The following is a 16,773-nucleotide window of genomic DNA, read 5'->3' as shown; positions in this document are numbered from 1 at the left end:
CATCAGCTCCATCCCTGAGATCACCCGGTATCACCCGTTACCGCGAGCCGTCGGTGAAGCTGGCGTGGTACGACGCGGCCATATCCTCGTCGCCGTGGCCGGTGGCGGCGGCGCGGCGGAACCGCTCGGCGCCGGCGGCGGCCACGTCCAGGCGTACCCCCGCGGCTTCTCCGGCCTCGACGATCAGCCGGGCGTCCTTCGCGGCGGTGACCACGGCGAAGCTGGCCGGCGACAGCCGGTCCTCGAGGATCAGCGCGGCCTTGGCGTGCAGGTAGACCATGTCGACGGGGCCACCGGCGATCAGCGCGAGGAAGTCCGCCGGGTCGACGCCGAGGCCCTTGGCCAGGGCGAGTGCCTCGGCCGCGCCGTGCGTGGCGGCCAGCACCCAGCTGTTGGCGACCAGTTTGAGGCGGGTCGAGGCGTCTCCGTCGCCGGTCCACACGGTACGCGCGCCGATCGCGTCGAACACCGGCGTCACCGCGTCCCGGCGGTCGGCGGGGCCGGCGGCCAGGACGGTGAGCTGCCCGGCCTCGGCGGGCTGGCGGGTGCCGAGCACCGGCGCGTCGAAGAAGGCCAGCCCGTGCTCGGCGGCGATCCCGGCGAGCTCGGCGACGGACTCCAGGCTGACGGTGGTGGACTGGACCCAGGCGGCGCCGGTACGCAGCCCGGGCGCGGCCTGCCGGATCACCTCGCGCACGGCGTCGCCGTCGTACAGCATGGTCAGCACGACATCGGCGTCGCGGACCGCCTCGGCGGGCGTCGCGGCGACCTGGGCGCCGTCGGCGATCAGCGGTTCGGCCTTGTCCCGGCTGCGGTTCCAGACACGGACGGTGTGGCCGGCCCGGACGAGGTTGCGGGCCATCGCCGCACCCATGATCCCGGTACCCAGCACACTGACGGTGAGTTTCTCGCTCATGATCGCCATTGTCGTCCTTTTCGGAGAGGAACCCGATGATCCCTCGCGTGCTCGTCGTCACCCGGACCGCCGGCTACCGGCACGACTCGATCCCGGACGCGGTCGCCGCGCTGACCGATAGTGACCTGCTCCGGGTGTCCGTGTCGGAGGATCCGGCCGACGTCGCCGCCTGCGCCCGGTACGACGCCGTGGCGTTCGTCTCCACCATCGGTGACATCCTCGACGACCGGGCCCGTGACGCGCTGCGGGCGTTCGTGGAGGGCGGCGGCGGTTTCGCCGGGGTGCATGCGGCGGCCGGCACGGAGCCGTCCTGGGATTGGTACGCGGACCTGCTCGGCGCCCGGTTCGCCGGTCATCCGGAGGGCGTGCAGAGAGCGACGGTACGGGTGGACAACGGCCACCCCTCGACCGCGCACCTCCCGGAGTCCTGGACGTTCACCGACGAGTGGTACGCGTTCTCCGACGTCCGCCCCGGCTCCACCATCCTGCTCGACGTCGACGAGAGCACCTATCTCCCCGCCGAGCACACGATGCCGGACCCGCACCCGCAGGCCTGGTGGCGCTCAGTGGGAGCCGGCCGCAGCTGGTACACGGCGCTCGGCCACAGCACGGCGGCCTGGTCCGACGCGCTGTTCCGCGGCCACGTGGCCAACGGCATCCGCTGGACCGCCGGCGACTAACTTAAACTCCTCAACTTTCTGACCCGCAGGCGTTGCCCCGGCGGCGATCCGCGCCCTACCGTGACATCGGCCACAGTCGATGACGAGGGGATCTGCACATGCGCCGTCGGATAGCCGCCGCCCTGCTGGCGGTGGCCGCCTCGCTCACCGCGACCACACCGGCGGTGGCGGCCGCCCCGGACTCGTTCGTGGTGCGCAACGGCCACCGGCTGACCCTGGACGGGAAGACGTTCCGCTTCGGCGGGACCAACAACTACTACCTGTTCTACAAGAGCCGCGCGATGGTCGACGACGTGTTCGCCGACGCGCGGGCGGCCGATTTCACCGTGCTGCGCACCTGGGCGTTCGGGCTGATCGGCAACAAGGACGGCAGCGATGCGGTGGCCCCGGCCCCCGACGGCGTCTACTTCCAGTACTGGGACGGCACGAAACCGGCCTACAACGACGGGCCGAACGGTCTCGAACGCCTCGATTACGTCGTCGACTCGGCGCGGCGGCACGGCCTGAAACTGGTGCTGCCGCTGACCAACAACTGGTCCGACTTCGGCGGCATCGACCAATACGTGCGCTGGCGCGGCGGGTCGCATCACGACGACTTCTACACCGACCCGGTCATCAAAGGCTGGTACAAGGACTACCTCGACCACGTCCTCAACCGCACCAACACGATCACCGGGGTGAAGTACAAGGACGACCCCACGATCATGACGTGGGAACTCGGCAACGAACCGCGCTGCAAGGGCTCCGGCATCTACCCGCAGAGCCCGGACTGCACCACCGACACGATCACCTCCTGGGCCGACGAGATGTCCCGGCACATCAAGGCGATCGACCGGAGACATCTGGTCAGCGTCGGCGACGAGGGATTCTTCTGCGACGGGCCGGACGCTCCGGACTGGATCGACAACTGCGGCGAGGGCATCGACAGCATCGCGCTGACGAAACTGCCGGCCATCGACGTCATGTCGTACCACCTGTACCCGGACGGCTGGGGCAACCGCACCGCGCAATGGGGCGCCGAATACATCGCCCGGCACAACCGGGAGGCCGCCCGGCTCGGGAAAGCGGTGATGCTCGGCGAATTCGGGTGGAAGGACAAGAACACCCGGAACCCGGTCTACCAGCAATGGCTGAACGAGTTCACCCGTACCGGGGGAAATGGTTTCCTGTATTGGATCCTCTCCGGTTCCCAGGACGACGGCACGCTCTATCCCGACTACGACGGATTCACCGTCTACTGCCCCAGCCCGGTCTGCACCACCATCGGCAACGCGTCGAAGGAGATCGCATCGGGGCAGCGGTCCCTGCCGCCGGTCGCCGACCACGACACCGCGGTCACCGAGTCCGGCACGCCGATCACGCTGAAACCGGCGGCGAACGACATCGCGTACCGCACCAAGGTCCGGCCGGCGAGCATCGACCTCGACCCGGCCGCCGCGGGACAGCAGAAGACACTGACGGTCACCGGCGGCAGCTTCACCACAGCCGCCTCCGGCGACCTGACCTTCACACCCTTGCCGGGGTACGCCGGGCGCGCGGCCGCCTCCTACACGGTCCGTGACCAGGCCGGCCGCCTGTCGAACGTGGCAGGCGTGACGGTCACCGTCAAACCCGACCCGTCCGCCGTCGCGGTGCTCGCCGACTTCGAGACCGGCACCGAGGGCTGGGCGTCCGCGTCCTGGCAGGCCAACGGCGGCACCGTCGAGCAGACCACCGCCTTCGCCACCCACGGCACGCACGGGCTGCGGGTAAACGCGGCCGACGGCGGCTGGTTCGGCGTCACCTTCGCCGAACCGATCGACCTGTCCACCCGTACCGCGCTGAAATACGACCTGCGGACCGGGCCGGCCGCCGGCTCCAACGCGGCCATCGCCGTGCAGACCGGCGACGGTTTCGCCTGGTGCCAGTCCAACTTCAGCTGGGTCGGCCAGGACACCACCACCACGGCCACCATCGACCTGCTGTCCGCGATGTCCTGCGACAGCGCGGCGCTGGCCGACGTCCGGGTGCTGTGGATCTACGTCAACCCGGGCACCGTCGACATCGACCACGTCCGGGCCGAGTGACGACGGTCAGAGATGCGCGGCCAGGGCGTCCGCGACGGCGGCACGCACCGGATCCGGGTTCGCCCAGCTCCAGTTCGGGTGGGCCCGGTTGGTGAGCAGCACCAGCACCAGCCGGCGGCGCGGCTCCACCAGCAGGGACGTGCCGGTGAACCCGGTGTGCCCGAACGTGGCCGGCCCGGCCAGCCGGCCCATGAACCACGGCTGGTTCAGCGTCACCCCGAGGCCGTGGTCGGAGGGGCGGCCGGGGCGTTCGGCGTCGTACGCCCGCTTGCCCTTGTTGGCGTTGGCCAGCATCCGCCGCACGATGTCCGCCGACAGGATCCGCCTGCCGTCGTAGATCCCCTCGTCGAGCAGCATCTGCCCGATGACCGCCACGTCCCGCGCGGAGCCGAAGACACCGGCGTGCCCGGCGACCCCGCCGAGCACATCGCAGACGTCGTCGTGCACGACCCCGCGCAGCAGGCCCCGGGAACTGCGGGCGTCGGTGGCGACCAGCCGCTGGGCGCGGGCCGCCGGGGTCAGCCACTTCAGCGGCAGGAACCCGGTGTCGGTCAGGCCGAGCGGGGTGAGCACCTCGTCGGCCAGCGCCCGGTCCAGCGACTTCCCGGTCAGCTTCTCCACCAGCTGCCCGAGAACCATCAGGCCGGTGCTGGAGTAGCGGAACGCGTCGCCGGGCACCGCGCCGGGCACCAGCGGGGTGGTGAGCACGGCCTTGCGGCGGGCAGCCTGGTCGGGCAGGCCGGTCACCTTCGCGCCGACCGGCAGCGCGCCGGTGTGCGCCAGCAGCATCGCCACCGTCACCCGGTCCTTGCCGGCGCCGGTGAACCCCGGCAGGTACCGCTGCACCGGCGCGGCCAGGTCGACAGCGCCCCGGTCGACCAGGCGCAGCACCAGGATCGCGGTGTACACCTTGGTCAGCGAGGCCAGGTCGAAGATCGAGTCCGGCCGCATGGCGACCCGTTCGGCGGCCGGCAGCTCCCGGGGCCCGGCGGCGTAACGGAGGGCGTGGCCGACCGCCGTGTGCATGGTGACCCGCCCGTTCACCATGGTCAGCGCCACCGCCCCGGCATAGCCCGGATGTTCGGGGTTCTGCGGGGTGGGTGTCAGGTTGCGGTTCAGGATGCCGGTGACCGCCTCGGTGTACGCGGCGGTGACCTTCGCGTTCCGTACGGCGGCCTTCGCCTGCGACGGGTCGACCTTGGTGGGCACGGCGCCGGAGGCCCGCGGCTGTCCCGCCGCGGACGGTGGGCTCTGGCTCGCGCAGCCGGCGAGCGTGGCGGCGCCGGCAGCGGCCAGAACGGTACGTCGGGTGACATGCACCCGAGAATGATCGCAGACTCGGCCGGCTGGTTGTCACGACTGTCTCAGCGCCCGCGAGACAGCCATGACGACAGCCGGAGACAAGCGTGAACCTATTAGGATCGATGGGGTGAGCGAGCAACCGCGCGACATCCCGCAGGCGTACCAGCCGCCGCTGCACGTGCCGATGGACGCCGCCGAGCCGCCGCTGCCCGACCCCTACCAGCCGTACGTGGTTCCGGTTACGGCGCCACCCCGCGACACCCGGTTCCGGACCGGTCTCGTGGTCGCCGCCGTCGCCCTCGGCGTCGCGGTGCTCGGCGGGCTGGTGGCGATGTCCGCGCAGCCCCGGCCCGAGCCGGAGGCCCCGTCGGCGGTCGCTCCCGCCGTGGCGGCCCCGGTCGCCGAGGCCCCGATCCCCGAGGCGCCGCCGGCCGCCGGGCTGCCGGAGCTCGTGGCGCAACCGGGCAGTTCCGAGACCCTGGCCCCCGACGTGACCTACGGCGACATGACGTCGATCCGGTTCCGCAACACGACCGCTGATCAGGTCACCGTCAGCTGGATCGACTACCAGCAGAAACGCGTGCGGTACGTGGATCTGCCGCCCGGTGAGAGCTACGACCAGCCGACGTACGCCGGTCACCGCTGGGTGGTGAGCCGGCCCGACGGCACCGCGATCGCGGTGTACCAGGCGACGCCCGAGGTGGCCCAGGCGGTCATCAGCTGAGGTTGCACCTGCCGTAACGGCATGTGGTGCAGTGGACGCACGTCCCGGTCCGCTGAGGGAAGGTCCCCGCTCGTGCTCTCGTCTTTCCTGCCACCCCGCAAGGTCAAGATCGGTGACGCGGCGGCCTTCGCCGGCAGCACACCCCGGGCGATCCGCCACTACCACGAGATCGGCCTGCTCCCGGAGCCGGAGCGGGGCGGCGACGGCCGCCGCCGCTACGGGTACGAGGACATGATCCGCCTGCTGTGGATCCGCAAGATGGCGGATGCGGGGATCGCCCTGGACGACATCCGTGACGCCTTCACCGCCGGCGCGGCTTCCGTCGGTCCCGCCGGCGTGGACGATATCGCGGGCATTCTGGAGCGGCTGGCGGAGACCCTCGCCGAGCAGGAGGCACAGGTGCGGCGGCAGCGGGCCGCCGTGCAGCGGATGCGCGCCGAGGGCAGCCGGATGGGTCTGCTCTCCGACTTCGTCACCGACCGTCTCACGAACCTGCCCGACGGCGCCCTGCGCCAGGCCGACCTGGACACCCTGCTGGTCACCGAGCGGATCTTCGGCCCGCTCGGCGCAGCCGTCCAGGCCACCCGCTTCATCGTCCTGGCCACACATCCCTCGCTGCGGGAGGAGTCGGACCGCATCGACGCCGCCGAGGAGGCCCTCGACGACAGCGTCGCCGTCGACGATCCCCGGGTGGCTCAGGTGGCCGCCGAACGGCACGCCTTCGAGAACGCCCTGCACACTGTCATCGAGGAGTCCGGCCTGGACAAGGACGACGAGGCTCTCTTCGACACCTGGGACACTCTGCACCCGGCCCCCTCCGGTGCCGATCCCGGCGCGATGAGCGCGGTCGAGGCCATCCGCAAGATGCCGTACGACTTCTCCCCGGCCCGCCTGCGCTGCATGGAACTGGCCGAGAAGCTGTCCACCACCTGAGCTGGCCGGCCGGGCGGGTTGTTTCACGGACGCCTATCCGGCGCGACTACGACTCGTAACGGCCGAGCACCTTCTCGATGTCGGCCACGTCGAGGTGCAGGAACAAGCGCCGATGATCCTTGGTCACAGAGGCGGAACCCTTATCGGCGACGCGGAACGCCGGCATCCCGAATTGCGGTTTCTCGTCCACCTCAGGCAGTGCGAGGGCAACAGTCCGCATTCCCACTCCTGCGACGATGGCTCGAGCAGCCCCATGTCGCCCGGTGGTGGAACCACGAGGCCACTCCCGAGGCGGTCGAGCGCGACTTCGGACCGGCGGCCCGCGGCGAGACTCCGTCCGAGGACCTCCTCGCCATGCTCGACGGCGAGCGCTGGAGAAGGCCGGCCTGCGCCGGGTCGGTGCGGGGAACCTCGAACCCGGCGACCCGATCGACGATCCCTGGCATCACCTTTACCGGGTCGATCGCCCCTGACGCGCTGCGGCACGAGACGGCAGGGCGAACGCGACGTCGCGATCCTGACCGGCCGCTGGAAGACACTGGGCGCCGGACCCGGCCGGCCAACTCATGGATCGGATACAACCCGCCCTTTCCATTCGCCGGGATCGTCCATCGCCAGTTTCCAGCCTGGAGGCCAGACATAGTTTCGATCGGCCATCGCATGAACCCGTGCCCCGGTGAAAGTTGATGCCTCCATGAGGACTACATCGGCGTAAAGCGCGTCGCCGTGGAAGACAGCCCTGTCGAAACGAACTCCCTTCTGGAAGGTGGCTCTTTCGAAACGGGCGTCGCCGGCGAACACTGCCTTGCCGAAGTCGGCGTGGCCGACGAAGACGGCTTCCTCGAACTGAGCCTTTCTCAGGCGGCCTTTGTGCAAGGCCCAATCAATGAGCGTGGCTCCGGTCAGATCCAGGTCGAGGCCGGGCCAGAAACCGTTGCGCCGGCTGGGCCGGAAATACCGGTCCGAGTCGACCTCTTCAGGATAGGTCCAGATCAGGTGCGTGACAAGGATCCGTTGCGCGGTCAATCGGACCTGAAGCTCCAACTTCGCGTCTCTGCCGAAATCCGGTGCCGGTTTTCCATGGTGCAGCGGAAGGTCGCCGCTGCCAGGTCCCTCCTGCCGCTCGGCAGCAGGCGGCGCATACGGCATACGGAGATATGCGCACAATACATTCACGATGGTTTGCCGCTGTTCCACATCGTTCTGCGCCACCCGTTCCAGGGCGTACAACCCACCAAGCCGTACTGCGGCGTCGGCCGAACCCAGCTGTTCGACGGCCTTGGTGTAGAGATCGGTGAATCGACGCTCGGCCGCGTCGAGTTCAGTATGCGCTTGGGCACGCTCCAGATGTTGTTGACGACGTAACGCCAGCAGGAGCGCCGCCACCGCGCCGGCCGCCGCGAAGAGTCCAAGGCCGTACTTGATCGCATCGATCTGCAGACCGGGCCGCACCGCCGGAGTGGCCTCAGCCGCCACCTTCAGCATCATCACCAGCGCTACCGCTCCGATGCCGGCAACAGCCAAGGCGGCCGCGCTCACCCCGGGATAGGTGAGCACCCATGGCCACCGCATGTCGTCGAAGTATGGGTCGGGACCCGATTTCCTCCGCGCCCACCACTCGCCGATCCGTCGAGCAGCCAGGAGCAGAACGGCAGGTGCCGCGAACAGGACCAAGAACCGGTGGTCCAGCAAGAATGAACCGGCATCGCCCATCCAGGCCCACGCACGGAAGTCCAGAAATAGACCGACGACGATCAGAGCGATCGCCATCCGGGGGTACGGTTTCAAAACTCCCATGAGGCCATCGTCGGCGTCACGTTCAGTCCGGCCGATGCGAACGATCGCCGGCCACTCGCCCCGGTGACCGGGGAGCCGGAAAGGCGGATGGCGAGACAGCGGCGGCCGATCCCCTTGTGGTGCGGGGCGGTCGCGTCCGGCCGGCCATGGCACGATGCCGTTCGTGCGTACGGGGCCGATTGTTCTGGGAGGGGCCGCGCTGTTCGCCGTGGCCCATGTCGCCGGGGTGCTTCTCGCGCAGCCGGTCTGGCGGTTCGCGGAGCTGGCGGCGCTGGCGCTGCTGGCCGTCTACGCCCTGGTCGAAGGGCTGCCGGTGCCACGGTGGGCGTTGCCGGCCGCGTTGGGTGTGCTGGTGGTGGATGCCGTCTGGACGCTTCCGCCCGAGCCGAGCGAGGCGGCGTACGGCTGGCAGGTGCTCACCCCGGCGGCCGGGATCGACACGACGGCCGGGATCGAATCCACCCTGGCCGCCTGGTGGGCGCCGCTCGTCGCGGTGGTGCTGCTGCTGATCGCCCGGGCCCGCGGCCGCCGGCTGTCGCGGGTGGTCACCACGGTGGCGACGGCCGCGGCGGCGCTGATCACCGGGTACGCGGCGGTCCGGGTGATCGGTGTCGGACGGGCGGTTCCCGAGGCCGACACGGTGACCGCCGTGGTCCTGGCCGTGCTGCCCGCTGTCGCCCTCGGGCTGGCCGCGGTCGCGCTCGCCGCCGTGCTGGCGGGACGCGGGCACCGCACGGCAGCCGCCGGGGCCGGTCTGCTGGCGGTGGTGGCGCTGCCGAACATCGATGCCGGCATCGCGGCGACGCCCCTCCCGTACGCCGCAAGCAGTGTCCCCGGCCTGTTCGGCTGGGACCTCATCACCCCGTCGATGGCGTTGCCGCAGCCCGTGCCGGCGTTGGTGGCCGCCCTGGAGATGGCCGCGTTCCTGCTGCTCGTAGCAGGCCTGACGGCCGACCTCGAGTGAGTTCCCGGCACGCTACGAGAGCGGCGCCGCCCTCACCAGGCGCCGGTAGGCGTCGGCCGCGGCCGGCACCTGCTCCACGCCCTGCGGGTTGCCGGCGGCATCCGGGCCGGCCCACCACTTCAGGAAACGCGCCGGCGGCAGGCCCGCGTAGTCACCGCCGATACGCGCCGGGTCGGCCGCCGCAGCGGTGATCGTGCGTACCCATTCGGTGAAGCGGGCGCTCTCACCGTGCACCGTCGTGCCGATCTCGCCGACCGCCCAGGGCAGCCCGGTCTCCCGCCACACGTCCCGCGGGTAGCGGAAGAATTCGTCGGGAGTGGCGTACCGTCCCTGCTGGGGTGGCATGCCGGGAAACACGTAGGTGTCCCAGGAGACGACGTCGGCCGGGTCGTCCCGTTCGACGAACAGGCGCCAGTCGCCGCCCAGGTTCGTCACGTTGTAGTGCTGCCAGAACCACATCAGATTCTTCTCGAGCGAGATCCGGGTACGGGGGGGATGGTCCCGGATGATCCGGCGGTAGGCGCGGTAGACGCCCCGGTACACCTCCGGGTCGGCCCGCGGGTCCCGGCGCCGCCCCCAGTCGTCCTGCACCTCGTGGAAGTAGATGACCGACAGCCGGGTGCGGTGCTCCCCCGCCCAGTCGAGCAGGGCCCGCAACCGGCTGTCGTCGCGGGTCTTGTGCGAGATGGTGATCGGCTCGTCGGGACGGTCGGTGGCGGCCCAGGTGAGCAGCGATCCGACCATGCCGGGGTCGCCGGGCAGGGGCAGCCGGCCGCCGGCGAACAGCCGGATGCCGATCGGGCCGCCGTACCACGCACGCCGTTGTTCGTAGAGTCGCCGGAAGGTGGCGGCGTCGTCGGCGGGCGGCCCCTGGGTCGAGGCGATGACGCCGAACCGGGTCGTCGTGGCCGCGGCGGCCGGCGACCCGGTCAGCGTGACCAGCCCCGCGCCGAACGCCGTCGCCAGCAGATCCCGTCGCAACATGATCGTCCTCCCAGCCTTTGCGGCTGACGTTACGGCCTCTAACCTCGACAAATGACTCGTATCATCTATTCGGTCGCGTCATCACTCGACGGTTACCACACCGACACCGACGGCGACTTCTCGTGGGCGGTGCCGGACGAGGAGGTCATCGCCGCGCTGAACGCCGACGCGGCGGGTGTGGACACCTACCTCTACGGCAGGCGGATGTACGAGGCCATGGCCGGCTGGGAGACCGATCCGGCGGTCGCCGCGCAGTCTCCGGAGTCCGCGGCGTACGCCACCACCTGGCAGGCCGCCCGGAAGGTGGTGTTCTCGGCGAGCCTGCCGCAGGTGTGGACCCGGCAGACCCGCCTCGAACGGGAACTGACCGCCGCAGCGATCGACCGGGCCCGCGCCGAGGCCTCCGGCGATCTCACGGTCGAGGGCCCGACCCTGGCGCACAGCGCCCTCCAGGCCGGTTTCGTCGACGTGGTCGAGCTGCTGATCTGCCCGATCGTCGTCGGCGGTGGAACCCGGGTGCTGCCGGACAAGTTGCGGCTCCCGCTGACGCTGCGCCGGGAACGCCGCTTCGGCAACGGCATGGTCCAGCTCACCTACGACGTCCGCTGACGCGCCAGATGACCGACGACGACGTCCCGGATGATCTCGACGACATGATGCTGCTCAGCCCTGAGCAGTACGAGTTCCTGCGGAAGGCGTTCGAGGAGGGGCGCCATGACTGGAGCCGCGCGCGGGCCGAGGCACTGCTGAGGACATATCCCGACGTGTGTTGAGTTCGGCCGCTATGCGCGCCCGAACCCGACACACGGGGGAAGGCGGTCAGTGGACGACGGCGACCACCGGCTCGGAGCGGTCCACCGGCAGGCGTCCCGGCTGGACGACCAGGTAGCAGACCAGGGTGGCGGCCAGCATGCCGCCGAAGACCACCACCGCCATGGCGACCGCGCCGACGCCGAGGACCCCGACCAGCGGCGCGGCGAGAGCGCCGACGCCGAACTGGACCGCGCCGAGCAGGGCCGCGGCGGTGCCGGCGGCCTCGCCGTGACGGGACAGGGCCAGCGCGGGCGCGTTCGGCATGGCGAAACCGACCATCGCCAGGACCAGCCACAGCGGGATCAGGATGCCGGGCAGGCCGCCGGTCTCCGTCACGGCCAGGACCAGCAGGATCAGGCCGAAGACGGTGCCGGCCACCAGCGCGCCGCTCATGATCTGCTGCGGGGTCCAGCGGCGCAGCAGGCGCACATTGAACTGGGTGGCGCCGATGAGGCCGATGGCGCCGCCGGCGAAGACCAGCGCGAACTCCTGCTCGCTCATGCCGTACCCGTCCTGGAAGACGTACGACGACCCGCTCACGTAGGCGAACAGGGCGGCCATCGCCAGGCCCGCGACCAGGATCAGGCCCACGTACACCCGGTCGGTGAGCAGCCTGCCGTAGTCGCGGGCGGTGCCGAGGACGCCGCCGCCACGGCGCTGGCCGGGTGGCAGGGTCTCCGGCAGGACGATCGCCGACACGGCCATGATGGTGACGCCGACGACGGTCAGGACCACGAACACGCCACGCCAGGACGTCCAGGTCAGCACCAGCCCGCCGATGGTCGGGGCGAGGATCGGGGCGACGCCGACGACCAGCATCAGGCGGGAGAACAGCCGGGCCGCGGCCAGGCCGGTGAACAGGTCACGGACCATCGCGGTGGCGACGACCGTCGCGGCGGCGGCGCCCAGGCCCTGCAGCACCCGCAGGGTGCCGAGCACCGCCACGTTCGGCGCGATCACGCAGAACACCGAGGCGAGCACGTGCACGGCGATGCCGGCCAGCAGCGGCACCCGGCGGCCGAACGCGTCCGACAGCGGACCGACCAGCAACTGCCCGAACGCCAGGCCGACGAGCGTGCCGGTCAGGGTGAGCTGCACGGACGCGGCGGTGGTCTGCAGGTCGGAGGTGATCGTGGGCAGGGATGGCAGGTACATGTCGATGGTGAGCGGCCCCAGGGCGGTGAGGAAGCCGAGCACGAGCACGATCCGGAAACGGCGGCCGAGCGGCAGCCGTTCTCCGGGGGAAAGGGGCGAGGTCACACTCGGCGACAAGTCTTCCCGGGCCGATGGTCTTCCGCCCACAGCGATTTCGTAGCAGTGGTCACATTCTCGGCGAAGGGGTGCCCGCAGCGGCCCGGAACCGCTACGGGCACCCCGCTCGTCAATCGGTCACCGTGCCGGTGATCGGCGGCAGGAAGACGTAGTCCCGCTCGCCCGGCAGAATCACCAGCGGGAGGAACCGCAGGTGCTCGGGGCCCTCGGCCACGGTGTCGGCGACGGTCGGCGCGGTCACCGTGAACGAGGTGGTGCCCGGCGCGATCTCCAGGTACGGCTGCAGGAAGGTGCTGGACAGCGGCCGGGACGGCTCCGGGTCCTCGCCGCTGACCGAGGTGAACCACTCGGGGTCCATGTCGGTCGAGGAGAGTTCCGGGCCGGTCGCGGGGGCCTCCGGCAGCAGCGACATGCGGAGGTAGTCGTCCGCGGCCCCGGAGAGGGTCACTGTCCAGGTCAGCGCCGACCCTTCGGGGGCGGTCGCCGCGGCCGGGGTGAAGATGATCTCCGGCACCGGCTCGTCGTCGCGAACCAGGACACCGCCGTCGTGGTCGCCGACGACGGCGTTGCGGATCGCCTTCGCCGACAGCGTGTACCGCAGGTTGCCGCTGTAGGTCGTGTTGCCGAGCACCGGCACCGGCACCGGGATCCGGGTGTCGCCCGGCCTGATGTCGGCCACCCAGCTCGTCGACAGTTTGGTACGCGGGTCGGTGACGAACAGCCGGATCTGCGCCGGCAGCTTGCCCCGCACGGCGACCGGCACCGTGTACGTGCTGGTCCCGGAGTCGCTCTCGTCGACCTCGACCTGTCCCACGTCGATCCGGTCGAGCGGGGCCGGCCGCGGGCCGGGGGTGCCGGGCCGCCAGCCCCACGCGTCGATCAGCCAGGCCGGCCCGGCGCCCTGCGGGGTGATCTCCAGGCGGGTCACCGCCCGGATGTCCCGGGGCAGCGGCAGCCGGACCTCCTGGGCCCAGTACGAGCTGGTGAAACCGGTGCCGGGCAGCCCCGTGACGGTAGCCGTGCCGAGGACGGACCTTCGGCCGCGATCGTCGGTGACGGCGACGGTGACCGGGGTGGCCGGCGCGTTCGGCGGCACGATCAGCCGCAGCGCCAGCTTCGCCGATCCGGCGACCGGCATCGGCCGCCCCGGTGTCAGGACGCCCGGCGTGCCACCGGTCAGCGCGACCGCGTACCGGCCCGGCTCGGGTTTCCGGTACGGCACGAAGTGCGGTGATCCGGGCCCGGTCAGGCACTCGCCGGGGTTACCGCCGGTCTGCGGGCAGAGGCGGGCATCGCGTACGCCGAGCGACGCATCCGGGACGATCGCGGCGCTGCGGTTCGCCCCGATGGCGTGGGCCAGCACCCGGGCCGGACCGGCTGACGGCGCCCGTACCCCGGTGCCGTCGAGCAGTGGCCGGGCCCGCTCGTCGCGGGCCACGAACAGCGACGCCGCCGCCGCGATGTAGGTCGCGCCCGCCGTCTGCTGCTGCTCGGCGGTCAGCCGGGCCGGGGCGACCCCTGCCGTGCACAGCGGGTCGTTCTCCTCGAAGACGTCGTCGATGGCGGGCCCGGCTGCCTGCCCAGGCGTCCACTCGGTGTTGAAGAAGTTGTGGTTCGCCCCGACCATGTACAGCGCGCTGTGCAGCGCCCGCCCGGAACTCACCCCGCGGGTCGCGTCGATGAACATCTGGCCCTGCAGATCGGAGACGTCGCCGTCACAGCCGGGCAGGATCGTCACCGACGGCACGTCCGGCTGCGGGTTGTGCCCGAACAGGGTCGGGCCGATCAGCACCTGCCCGCGGATCGTCCAGCGGACCGCGCCCCGGAAATCGTCCTGGACGGGCGGCGCGAGGCTGTCGATCGCGGCCCGGTTCACCCCTTCGCCGCCCCGCGAGTGGCCCATCAGCAGAACCTGCGACAGGTCGGCTCGCGGCAGCGCCCGGACGATCCCGGGCGCGGTGGCCCGGCCGCTGCCGGCCCAGGCGGCCCAGCGGGCGAGGTGGGTGCGGACCAGCGACGAGCGGGCATGAGCGCCGCCGTCGGTGTCCGCCTCGTCCTGGCCGTTGATGCCGTTCGCGGAGATCGACACGGTGAGGTAGCCCTGTGAGGCGAGCAGTTCCTGCGCCTGCAGGTAGCCCCGGTGGCTGGGCACCTCCCGCGACTCGGGCGGGCACGGCCAGTCGCCGAGGATGAAGTCCTCGCCGGGCAGCCAGCAGGTCCAGTGCCTGCCGTGCAGGAACAGCGCGAGCGGCCGCCTGCCGGGCGCGTTCACCGGCCCGACCACGACGGCCCGCATCTCGACCGGCTGCGGGTAGCCGGAGAGTGCGATGCCGGGCAGATCGTATTCGCCGGTCGTGGTCGTGTACGGCCCCTTCACCCCGGGGTCGAAGGTGTGCGCCGGCAGCGGCGTCACGGTGACCGGCGCGGCAACCCGTTGCGGCGCTTTCGGGGCGGCCGCGTCCACCCGCCGGCCGCCGACCCTCACCTGCAGATCGGTCAGCTTGCCGGACGCCCCGCCCGCCAGGCTGAACGTCCTGTAGTCGGCGCCCGCGCGGGCCGGGCCGAGCAGCCGGTCCCCGGCCCAGAACTCGACGGTGGCGTCCCCGGGCGGGATGACGCGTTCACTTCTCCAGGTCAGTGCGCCCTTGCCGAAGGACCAGCCGGGCGGAAGCACGCTCGCCACCGGCTCGGGCGGCTCCGCCGACGCGGGGACCGGTATTCCCAGGACCAGGGCGCTCGCCGCCGCGACGGCGATCAGTATTCTCCGCATGCGCCCGTTCTACTCGACACATGCAAATGCCTCAATGCCCTGCCGGGTGCCACCCGGCAGGGCATCAGGCGGGGGTCAGCGCCGCAGCGTCAGAACACCCGGGCGGTACGGCAGCAGCCCGTAGTCGCCGCCGGGGCTCGGCGAGCGGCCCTGGTAGAGCAGCTGCAGGTTGCACGGGTCGACCGTCATGGTCTGGTCCGCGCCGGTGCGGATCAGCTCACCGTGGCTGATGTCGTTGGTCCAGGTGGCGCCGCTGTTGGCCTTGCCGGCGAACGGGTTGCTCTCGGTCGCGGCCTGCGGGGTCCAGGAGCCGTTGAGGCTGGTGGCGGTGAACGACCGGAAGTAGCGTCCGTTCGCGCCGACCGCCTCGACGATCATCAGGTACTGGTTCTGGCCCTTGACCTTGTAGACCTGCGGGGCCTCGAACAGGTTGTTGGTGGTGTCGCTCATGATCGTCGTGTACGACGACCCGAAGTTGCCCGGGAAGTTCCCGATCGGCATGCTCGCCCGGTAGATCTTGCCGTTGTCACCGGCGAAGAACAGGTACATGTTCGTGCTGTCGCCGATGATCGTCTGGTCGATCGGGCCGGTTCCGGAGCCGGTGATGCTGCCGGTGAACAGGGTCTGCGCCGCGGACCAGCCGTTCGGGTTCGTCGGGTCGCTGGAGGTGCGGTAGGAGAACGCCGGGCCGCCCCACTGGTAGGTGAGCACCCAGATGTTCTTCGGCGCGAAGTAGAACAGCGACGGCGCGACGGCCGAGAAGTTCATCCCGTTCTGGCTGGCCGAACCCATGTCGGACCAGTTGGTGAAGGTCCCGAAATTCATCGAGCCCCACTTGGTGCCGGTGTCGTGCGTGGTGGCGTAGACCAGCTGCTTGCCGTTGTACGGGGCGTGGGTGAAGTCCTTCAGCGCCACCCAGCCGGACTTCGGGTTCGCCAGCACGCCCGTCGACGACCAGCGGTAGCTGGACGGCAGGGCGCAGGAGCCGCCGGACGTCGGCGAGGTCGTCGGGGTGCCCCCGCTGCCCAGCTTGACGAGCTGCCACTGCTGGTTGGCGCCGTTCCAGTCGCTGTACTGCACGATGTTCGCGCCGTCGGCGGTGGACGCCCCCTGCACCTCGACGGCCTTGCCGCTGTTGCGGTTGATCAGCTGGATGTAGCCGTCGATGTCCTGCACGCTGAACTGCTGGTTCGTGGTGTTGTTGTCGGTCCACTGCACGATCGCGCCGCCGTCGGCGGTCGACAGGTTGTGGACGTCCAGGACCTTGCCGGAGTGCTTCGACCTGAGCCGGTAGAAGCCGCCGCCGGAGTCGACGAACTGCCACTGCTGCTGCGCCTGGTCGCTGCGGGTCCACTGGGTGATCCGCGCGCCGTCGGCCGTGGACAGGTTGTACACGTCCAGAGCCTTGCCGCTGGTGCGGTTGACCAGGACATAGGAGGCGTTCGTGTCGATCGTCGCGGCGGAGGCCGCGGTCGCCGTCACCGCGACGGCTGCGCCGCCGGTGATCATGACCATCGCGGCGAGCGCGATGCGCCAGGTCTTTCTCATGAGA

Annotated in this window: 15 protein-coding genes and 1 pseudogene; 8 read left to right on the top strand and 8 right to left on the bottom strand. The window is 70.9% G+C overall.

Annotated features, from left to right (window positions below; all coding sequences use genetic code 11):
- Positions 1-37: 37 nt before the first annotated feature.
- The gene (locus tag ACZ3II_RS33845) at positions 38-925 is read right to left on the bottom strand and encodes an NAD(P)-dependent oxidoreductase (RefSeq protein ID WP_465522997.1); all 888 of its coding nucleotides are present in this window, start codon (positions 923-925) and stop codon (positions 38-40) included.
- A gap of 38 nt (positions 926-963) precedes the next feature.
- Between ACZ3II_RS33845 and ACZ3II_RS33840 the strand changes: the two genes are divergently transcribed.
- Complete coding sequence (locus tag ACZ3II_RS33840; protein ID WP_465522995.1) at positions 964-1,596, top strand: ThuA domain-containing protein; 633 nt, start codon at positions 964-966, stop codon at positions 1,594-1,596.
- Positions 1,597-1,694: 98 nt separating this feature from the next.
- A complete protein-coding gene (locus tag ACZ3II_RS33835) occupies positions 1,695-3,662 on the top strand; it encodes a cellulase family glycosylhydrolase (RefSeq protein ID WP_465522993.1) in 1,968 nt (655 codons plus the stop codon).
- Between the two features lie 6 nt (positions 3,663-3,668).
- Here the strand turns inward: ACZ3II_RS33835 and ACZ3II_RS33830 are convergent, their stop codons facing one another.
- Positions 3,669-4,982, bottom strand: coding sequence for a serine hydrolase domain-containing protein (locus ACZ3II_RS33830; RefSeq protein WP_465522991.1), 1,314 nt, complete (start codon positions 4,980-4,982; stop codon positions 3,669-3,671).
- A 109-nt stretch (positions 4,983-5,091) separates the two neighbouring features.
- Between ACZ3II_RS33830 and ACZ3II_RS33825 the strand changes: the two genes are divergently transcribed.
- The gene (locus tag ACZ3II_RS33825) at positions 5,092-5,688 is read left to right on the top strand and encodes a VHL beta domain-containing protein (RefSeq protein WP_465522989.1); all 597 of its coding nucleotides are present in this window, start codon (positions 5,092-5,094) and stop codon (positions 5,686-5,688) included.
- A gap of 72 nt (positions 5,689-5,760) precedes the next feature.
- Positions 5,761-6,621, top strand: a complete 861-nt coding sequence (locus ACZ3II_RS33820) for a MerR family transcriptional regulator (protein WP_465522987.1) — start codon at positions 5,761-5,763, stop codon at positions 6,619-6,621.
- Positions 6,622-6,667: 46 nt separating this feature from the next.
- Here the strand turns inward: ACZ3II_RS33820 and ACZ3II_RS33815 are convergent, their stop codons facing one another.
- Positions 6,668-6,841, bottom strand: a complete 174-nt coding sequence (locus ACZ3II_RS33815; RefSeq protein WP_465523384.1) for a hypothetical protein — start codon at positions 6,839-6,841, stop codon at positions 6,668-6,670.
- Here ACZ3II_RS33815 and ACZ3II_RS33810 point away from each other — a divergent pair.
- Positions 6,820-6,930, top strand: a pseudogene (locus ACZ3II_RS33810) (hypothetical protein); the annotation flags it as partial. The gene ACZ3II_RS33815 and the pseudogene ACZ3II_RS33810 sit on opposite strands and share 22 nt — an antisense overlap.
- Before the next feature lie 255 nt (positions 6,931-7,185).
- On the opposite strand, the gene ACZ3II_RS33805 reads toward ACZ3II_RS33810, so the two are convergent.
- Positions 7,186-8,391, bottom strand: a complete 1,206-nt coding sequence (locus tag ACZ3II_RS33805; RefSeq protein ID WP_465522985.1) for a pentapeptide repeat-containing protein — start codon at positions 8,389-8,391, stop codon at positions 7,186-7,188.
- A 181-nt stretch (positions 8,392-8,572) separates the two neighbouring features.
- Between ACZ3II_RS33805 and ACZ3II_RS33800 the strand changes: the two genes are divergently transcribed.
- Complete coding sequence (locus ACZ3II_RS33800) at positions 8,573-9,382, top strand: hypothetical protein (RefSeq protein ID WP_465522983.1); 810 nt, start codon at positions 8,573-8,575, stop codon at positions 9,380-9,382.
- A 12-nt stretch (positions 9,383-9,394) separates the two neighbouring features.
- On the opposite strand, the gene ACZ3II_RS33795 is transcribed toward ACZ3II_RS33800, so the two are convergent.
- On the bottom strand, positions 9,395-10,366 hold the full coding sequence (locus ACZ3II_RS33795; RefSeq protein ID WP_465522981.1) for a hypothetical protein: 972 nt from the start codon (positions 10,364-10,366) through the stop codon (positions 9,395-9,397).
- Between the two features lie 51 nt (positions 10,367-10,417).
- Here ACZ3II_RS33795 and ACZ3II_RS33790 point away from each other — a divergent pair, with 51 nt between their 5' ends.
- A complete protein-coding gene (locus ACZ3II_RS33790; protein ID WP_465522979.1) occupies positions 10,418-10,975 on the top strand; it encodes a dihydrofolate reductase family protein in 558 nt (185 codons plus the stop codon).
- A gap of 8 nt (positions 10,976-10,983) precedes the next feature.
- Positions 10,984-11,139, top strand: a complete 156-nt coding sequence (locus ACZ3II_RS33785; RefSeq protein ID WP_465522977.1) for a hypothetical protein — start codon at positions 10,984-10,986, stop codon at positions 11,137-11,139.
- A gap of 46 nt (positions 11,140-11,185) precedes the next feature.
- Here ACZ3II_RS33785 and ACZ3II_RS33780 read toward each other — a convergent pair whose 3' ends face one another.
- The 3 genes from ACZ3II_RS33780 to ACZ3II_RS33770 form a co-directional block, all read right to left on the bottom strand.
- Entirely contained in the window at positions 11,186-12,439 is a 1,254-nt protein-coding gene (locus tag ACZ3II_RS33780; protein WP_465522975.1) for a multidrug effflux MFS transporter, read from the bottom strand.
- 121 nt (positions 12,440-12,560) lie between these two features.
- Positions 12,561-15,221, bottom strand: a complete 2,661-nt coding sequence (locus ACZ3II_RS33775) for an alpha/beta hydrolase (protein ID WP_465522973.1) — start codon at positions 15,219-15,221, stop codon at positions 12,561-12,563.
- A 75-nt stretch (positions 15,222-15,296) separates the two neighbouring features.
- Positions 15,297-16,769, bottom strand: coding sequence for a non-reducing end alpha-L-arabinofuranosidase family hydrolase (locus tag ACZ3II_RS33770; RefSeq protein ID WP_465522971.1), 1,473 nt, complete (start codon positions 16,767-16,769; stop codon positions 15,297-15,299).
- Positions 16,770-16,773 lie beyond the last annotated feature (4 nt).

The organism is Actinoplanes sp. NPDC019969, from assembly GCF_055562375.1.
The sequence above is the reverse complement of the archived record's forward strand: the minus strand, read 5'-3'. Positions and strand labels throughout refer to the sequence as shown.